Annotated in this window: 6 protein-coding genes; 1 reads left to right on the top strand and 5 read right to left on the bottom strand. The window is 43.7% G+C overall.

Annotated elements, in window-relative coordinates:
* The 5 genes from GPK81_RS04010 to GPK81_RS03990 form a co-directional block, all read right to left on the bottom strand.
* The coding region (locus tag GPK81_RS04010) for a DegV family protein (RefSeq protein WP_215706580.1) at positions 1-841 on the bottom strand (841 nt) is incomplete at its 3' end.
* Positions 842-878: 37 nt separating this feature from the next.
* The gene (locus tag GPK81_RS04005; RefSeq protein ID WP_215706579.1) at positions 879-1,505 is read right to left on the bottom strand and encodes a GNAT family N-acetyltransferase; all 627 of its coding nucleotides are present in this window, start codon (positions 1,503-1,505) and stop codon (positions 879-881) included.
* A gap of 199 nt (positions 1,506-1,704) precedes the next feature.
* A complete protein-coding gene (locus GPK81_RS04000) occupies positions 1,705-2,715 on the bottom strand; it encodes a HAMP domain-containing sensor histidine kinase (protein ID WP_021978024.1) in 1,011 nt (336 codons plus the stop codon).
* Complete coding sequence (locus tag GPK81_RS03995; RefSeq protein WP_021978023.1) at positions 2,712-3,383, bottom strand: response regulator transcription factor; 672 nt, start codon at positions 3,381-3,383, stop codon at positions 2,712-2,714. The genes GPK81_RS04000 and GPK81_RS03995 overlap by 4 nt, the downstream gene beginning before the upstream one ends.
* Positions 3,384-3,393: 10 nt before the next feature.
* Positions 3,394-4,722: a uracil-xanthine permease family protein gene (locus GPK81_RS03990; protein ID WP_118070031.1), complete on the bottom strand. Its 1,329-nt coding sequence runs from the start codon at positions 4,720-4,722 to the stop codon at positions 3,394-3,396.
* Between the two features lie 246 nt (positions 4,723-4,968).
* On the opposite strand from GPK81_RS03990, the gene GPK81_RS03985 reads away from it, so the two are divergent.
* Positions 4,969-6,351, top strand: a complete 1,383-nt coding sequence (locus GPK81_RS03985; protein WP_244096044.1) for a citrate/2-methylcitrate synthase — start codon at positions 4,969-4,971, stop codon at positions 6,349-6,351.
* The last annotated feature ends 75 nt before the right edge of the window (positions 6,352-6,426 follow it).

Genomic DNA, 6,426 nt, shown 5'->3' with positions numbered 1-6,426 from the left:
GCCCGTCCGGACCAATATGGCAGGAAAGACCAAGGGAAAGATCATCACACATCACATCCATTCCCGGAAAGCTTTCCCGGATCTGTGAGATCCAGTCTGCGGTAACTTCCGAAGTACTGCTGGATGCAGCCATAAGATATATTTTTCCGGCCGCATATTCTTTTTTGAAAGTTGTTTCCAGTTCGTTGTGCATGGCATCGAGCATGGCTTTTCTCGATTTCTTTATGCCTCTGCATTTCTGAAAAATATCCAGCTTACCGGTCCCAAATTTCATAACCGGTTTGATATTGAGAAGATTTGCGGCCAGTGCTGTGGTGGCATTGATGCGTCCTCCTTTTTTCAGATATTCCAGTGTACTTAAGCCAACATAGATCACGGTTTTTTCACGGGAAGCCTCCAGGATATCCTTGATCTGCTGTGCTGTATATCCATCTTCCACCAGGTCTATTGCATCCAGAATAGAGCGGTGAAGAGGTGTGGAAACCCGTCCGTTATCTACCACAAACACTTTATTATCGTATTTTGGTTCCTGCGACAAGGCAGAAGCAGTCATGCAGGAACCACTTAAACTGCTGCTTAACGGAATGTAGAGGATCTGCTCATAAGATGAAAGCATTTCGTCCCACATTTCCATAACCTCCTGAGGGGAAGGCTGTGAAGTTGAGACATCTGCTCCATCACGGAGTTTTTCATAAAATCCTTTTCTGGAAAAATTTAAGTCTTCCTGAAAAAGTTCTCCGTTCAGATAAAAAGGCATGGGAAGAACATGAATATCCAGTTCCTCTGCTTCCTTTTTTAAAATACCGCTGTGGCTGTCAGCCATAATTCCAATTTTTCTCATATCATATTTTCTCCTGTGTAATTCATAAATGCATTTCTCAATGGGTTTTCTTCTGATAAAGAGCTACGCTTTCCCGGAAGCGTTTTTTGTTCAGCTCCCGCATCTGGGAAACCTCGTTTTTCTTTATGAAACCATGGCTTTCCATAAACGCTCTGTGATCCAGCTGGTCCATATATATAGAACAATCGGTATTTTTTTCTGCTGAAATCTGTTTAAGAAGCCCGGTACCAATTCCGTTTCTGCGATAATCTTTGCTCACATAAAGAAAGAGGATATTTGGGGAAGAGGAGTTTTCGCTGGAAATGGTCAATTGTTTTTTCATATCCTGAAGTTTGTTGAAATGTTCCAGATTCTTGCGGCCTTCTCTGGTAAGTTTCAGGCGCAGGAAATGATAGCCTTTTTTCAGACGAAAAACCGGAGCAAAACGGACCTTGGATCCTTTGCCGGTTATAAGCACTCCAACTACCTGATCGCGGTAGGTTGCCACGGTAATACTGTCTCTGGAAATCATATAAGTATAAAACAAAAGTCTGGTCAGGCGTTTTTCTGTATGTGCTTCCTCAAATTCCCAGCGGTCTTTATAATTTCTCCGGATAAATTCCCGGATCAGTGGAAAATCTTCCTTTTCTGCCTTCCTGTAGGCAGGTTCTTTTTTTAATAACATATTTCACATCTCCTGTTTTTTTATAAATAACTATCTTATACTTTAAAAGATGATCTGCAACCAAATATCAACTGTTTCTCAACAATTGTTGAAGTTTATAAAAAAATTTGTGCAAAATAAAAAACAACGGAAACACCTCATTGTAGTAAAAATAAGATGTCCGTTGTTTTCATTTTCAAGATATAATAAAGTATTTATTTTACAGTATAACAGTAAAACGGCAGCCACTTCCGGGAATATTTTCTACAGAGATCGTTCCCTTGCACAGATTCAGGATCTGTTTTACAAGGGCAAGTCCAAGACCGTTCCCCTCCTGTTTATGGGAACTGTCGCATTGGTAAAATTTGTCAAAAATATGTTTCATGGAGTCTTCACGGATCTGGGGCCCTTCGTTTTCTATGGAAAAACGGATCTTTTCCCCTTCCGGCATCATCCGGATATAGATTGTACCACCACAGGGACTGAATTTGATGGCATTGGAAAGCAGATTGTCCCATACATGGCAGATGAGATTCTCATTTCCCAGATACTCCACATCTACCATGTCCACATCAAATTCGAGCTCTTTTTCGGACCATTTCGGTTCCAGCATAACAATGGACTGCCGGATCTGCTCATCCAGGCGGTACCAGTTCTGGCGGGTCTGGATCGCCTGATGCTCAATTTTGGACAATAGCAGGATATTTCCAGCCAGGTGTGAAAGCCTTCCGGTATTAAAAAGGATTTTGTCTATGTACTGTTCCTGCTCTTCTGATATAGGCATGTCACTATCCTGCAAAAGAGTTGCATATCCCTCAATGGCACTGATGGGTGTTTTAAATTCGTGGGAAACATTGGAAACGAAATCTGTCTGCAGAATTTCCGTTGCTTCCAGTTCCTGGACCATCAGATTAAAATTGGAATAAATGTCCTGGATTTCCTTCAGATGTTTTCCGGTTTTTAGTCGGACGGAGAAATCTCCCTCTGCTACCTGCTGCATGGCTTTTTCCAGCTTTAATACAGGGCCAAAATACCGGATACTGAGGAAATTATTGAGAACGCCCCCTGCGATCACACTGGCCAGGATGATCCATACAATGTACGGAACATCTGAAATATGCAGTACATCCATAACAATCCAGGATATCAGAGATACACAGATAAGCTCCAGCATGATCATAAGTATAAAACGTATGCGGATGCTTAAATTTTCGAAAGGTTTCTTTTTCATGCTTTTACCACCTTATATCCAACTCCACGGATCGTCACGATCTTAAAATCCGGATTATCGCGGAAACGTTCCCGAAGCCTTCCGATGTGGACATCCACAGTATGGGCATCACTTGCGGAATCATATCCCCAGATATCATCCATAAGCTGTTGCCTGGTAAAAATCTTTCCCGGAAAGGATACCATTTTATACAAAAGCATGAACTCCTTCTGAGGAAGAACCATATTTTCCGAGGAGGTGGATACCGTCAGGGAATCGCACTCCAGGATGGTATCCCCGATCCGCTGTTTCCGCTCATTGATCATCTGTGCTCTACGAAGAAGGGCACCCACCCGCAAAACCAGTTCATTGATATTAACTGGTTTTATCATATAATCATCCGTACCGGACAGAAATCCCATACGCATATCATCAAAAGCATCTTTGGCGGTAACCATAAGTACAGGAATGGAATCTCCGGCATCTCTGAGCGAACGGACCAGTTCATAGCCGTCCATGTTTGGCATCATAATATCCGAGATGATCAGATCATAATAGTCTTTTTCCAGGGCATTCAGTGCTTCCTGTCCGTCGGAAACCCCTTTTACCGTATAACCGTTTTTCAGCAGGATATGCTGGAAAAGCTGGCGAAGTTCCCGGTCATCTTCCGCAATGAGAATTTTAAACATTTTTACATCCCTATTCTTTGATCTTTTCAATATCCATGTTTTCAGGAAGGATACAGCTTAAAACAATAGATATGATAAACACAACAGCAACTACATTTTCCGCAAAAACAGACTGTATGATAGACGGGAAAATATCCCAGATCCCGCTTTCACTTGCTGTGGTAAATCCAATTCCCACGGCCAGGGAAAGAGAAACAATGGTAATGTTCCGCTGGGAAAAACCGCAGGAAGCGATCATCTGTACACCAGATGTCAGAATGGAACCGAACATCATAATGGTACATCCGCCCACAACAGAATCCGGAAGTGAAGCGAAAAAGTTTCCGATGGGTGGCAGCAGTCCGGCCAGGATCATACATACAGCTCCTGTCATAATGGTAAAACGATTTACGACTTTCGTCATAGCAACCAGTCCTACATTCTGTGAGAAGGATGTTACCGGAGGACATCCGAACAGGGAAGAGATCGTGGAAGCATAACCATCACAGGCAAGAGAACCGGAAATTTCTTTTCCAGTGATCTCACGGTCCAGTCCGGAAGAAACAAGTGCGGAAGTATCGCCGATGGTCTCCGCCGCAGATACCAGGAAGATAATGCAGGTGGAAACAATGGCTCCTGCATGAAATTCCGGTTTTACAGGAAGCAGATGAGGAAGGGAAATAAGGCCTCCGGATAAGATGGAACCAAGGTCGACTTTTCCCATAAAAATGGCAATGATGTATCCGACTACCAGGCCGGCAAGCACAGATAACTGTTTCAGATATCCTTTGCTGAGTACATTCCAGAGAAGACACACAGCAAGTGTGATAGTACCAAGAAGCAGGTTCTGCGCAGAGCCGAAATCTTCATTGTACCCGCCGCCAAAAGATCTGGCACCTACGGTAAACAGTGAAAATCCAATAGAGGTTACGACAGAAGCGGCAACTACCGGTGTGATGATCTTCCGCCAGTATTTTGCAAGGAGGCCAAGGGTTCCTTCCATGATACCGCCGATCATAACTGCGCCGATCACGGCAGGATAACCGTAATTGGCTGCAACCGTACTTAAAACAGTGACAAAGGTAAAACTGACTCCCATTACAACCGGAAGTCTGGAACCGATCTTCCATATGGGGTAAAGCTGGATCAGCGTAGCGATTCCTGCCACAAACATGGCATTCTGGAGCAGGATTGCGATCTGTGCCTGGGTAAGAGCAGGCTGGGCTGAGGCTGCGATCAGCGTGATCGGTGTCAGGTTTGACACAAACATGGCAAGGATGTGCTGAAGTCCAAATGGGATCGCTTTTGCGACAGGGACTCTTCCCTCCAGCTGATAAATGTTGTTGATGCTGCTTTGCATTCTTTTAAATTCTCCCTTCTATTATAGAAAAAGTTACGGAACAATCATAACATAGCTTTGTTGCAGAAACCAGAGGTATGCACGAAAAAATAAAATACCCTCTTGCATTTTCGGAATTTTTACTGTAGAATTATTAATCAGGTAAACACAAATGTATGCCATACCCGAACACTGATTACGAAGATGTAACCAATCTTAACTGTATCAGTGTTTTTTAATATACAATGGGGAAACGAGGAAAAGATTATGGAAAAAAAGCATGAAATGATGAGTCTGGAGGACTCCGAACAGCTGAAAGGCAGAATGAAATTCTTTGAGCAGGAGCTGCTGAAGCATCACCACATTGATCCCAATCTCTATGTGGAATATGATGTAAAAAGAGGCCTTCGTGATTCTGCAGGTAAAGGTGTACTTACCGGTCTTACTGAAATTTCTGATGTTACCGGATATAAGCTGGTCAATGGCAGACGTATTCCGGCAGACGGTGAACTGTATTATCAGGGAATCAATGTACAGGATATCGTAAACGGTCTGAAGGACAGACGTTTTGGCTTTGAGGAAACGATCTATCTTCTGATCTTCGGTAAACTTCCAAGTAAAGATGAGCTGTCCAGGTTCCTGGAACTTCTCTCTGATATGGAAGATCTGGGAGGACGTTTTGTACGTGATGTTGTCATGAAGGGAACCAATGCCAACATTATGAATGCCATGGAGCGCTGCGTACTTGCTCTTTATACATATGATGATAATCCGGAGGATATTTCCGTAGAGAATGTGCTCCGCCAGTCTCTGGAGCTGATTGCCAAGCTTCCTGAGATCGCGGTTTACTCCTATCACGCATACTGCCATTTCCGAAAAGATGAAACACTCTTTATCCGTAATCCGCAGAAGGGACTTTCCCTTGCAGAGAATATCCTGCTGATGCTTCGTCCGGACGGCAAGTATACAGAGCTTGAGGCCAAGGTTCTTGATATCGCACTTGTGCTTCATGCAGAGCATGGCGGTGGTAACAACTCTACATTTACCACACATGTAGTAACTTCTTCCGGAACAGACAGCTACTCTTCCACAGCCGCTTCTATTGGATCACTGAAGGGTCCGCGTCATGGTGGTGCCAACCTGAAGGTCCAGAATATGTTCACAGATCTGAAGGCAAATGTAAAAGACTGGGAAAGTGACGAAGAGATCACGGAATATCTGCAGAAAGTGCTGAATAAAGAAGCCTTTGACCATGCAGGGCTGATCTATGGTATGGGACATGCAGTCTATACCCTTTCTGATCCGCGAGAAGTGATCCTGAAGCGTTTTGCACAGGCTCTTGCAGAGGAGAAAGGCATGACAGACGAATTCAAACTTTACGATAAGGTTGAAGGTATTGCAGGCAAGCTGATCATGGAGCACAGGAAGCTGTTCAAGAATGTCTGTGCAAATGTAGACTTCTACAGTGGATTTGTATATACCATGCTTGGTATCCCGGAAGAACTCTTCACTCCGATCTTTGCCATTGCGCGTATGCCTGGCTGGAGTGCACACCGTCTGGAAGAACTGATCAGTGCAAACAAGATCATCCGTCCTGCTTACAAATATGTGGGACATCATACAGATTTTGTGCCGTTTGATGAACGATAATCAATATGGATAAACGAAAATGGCGGAAGTTTAAGGCTTCCGCCATTTTTTGTTTACCTGTATGAAGTGCAACTC

This window comes from Blautia sp. MCC283, from assembly GCF_018785565.1.
Taxonomy (GTDB): domain Bacteria; phylum Bacillota; class Clostridia; order Lachnospirales; family Lachnospiraceae; genus Blautia_A.
The sequence above is the reverse complement of the archived record's forward strand: the minus strand, read 5'-3'. Positions and strand labels throughout refer to the sequence as shown.

Bases quoted from the DNA above. Each gene is read 5' to 3' on its own strand.
- GPK81_RS04000 (WP_021978024.1), bottom strand. From the start codon at position 2,715: ATGAAAAAGAAACCTTTCGAAAATTTAAGCATCCGCATACGTTTTATA.
- GPK81_RS03990 (WP_118070031.1), bottom strand. From the start codon at position 4,722: ATGCAAAGCAGCATCAACAACATTTATCAGCTGGAGGGAAGAGTCCCT.
- GPK81_RS04005 (WP_215706579.1), bottom strand. From the start codon at position 1,505: ATGTTATTAAAAAAAGAACCTGCCTACAGGAAGGCAGAAAAGGAAGAT.
- GPK81_RS03985 (WP_244096044.1), top strand. From the start codon at position 4,969: ATGGAAAAAAAGCATGAAATGATGAGTCTGGAGGACTCCGAACAGCTG.
- GPK81_RS03995 (WP_021978023.1), bottom strand. From the start codon at position 3,383: ATGTTTAAAATTCTCATTGCGGAAGATGACCGGGAACTTCGCCAGCTT.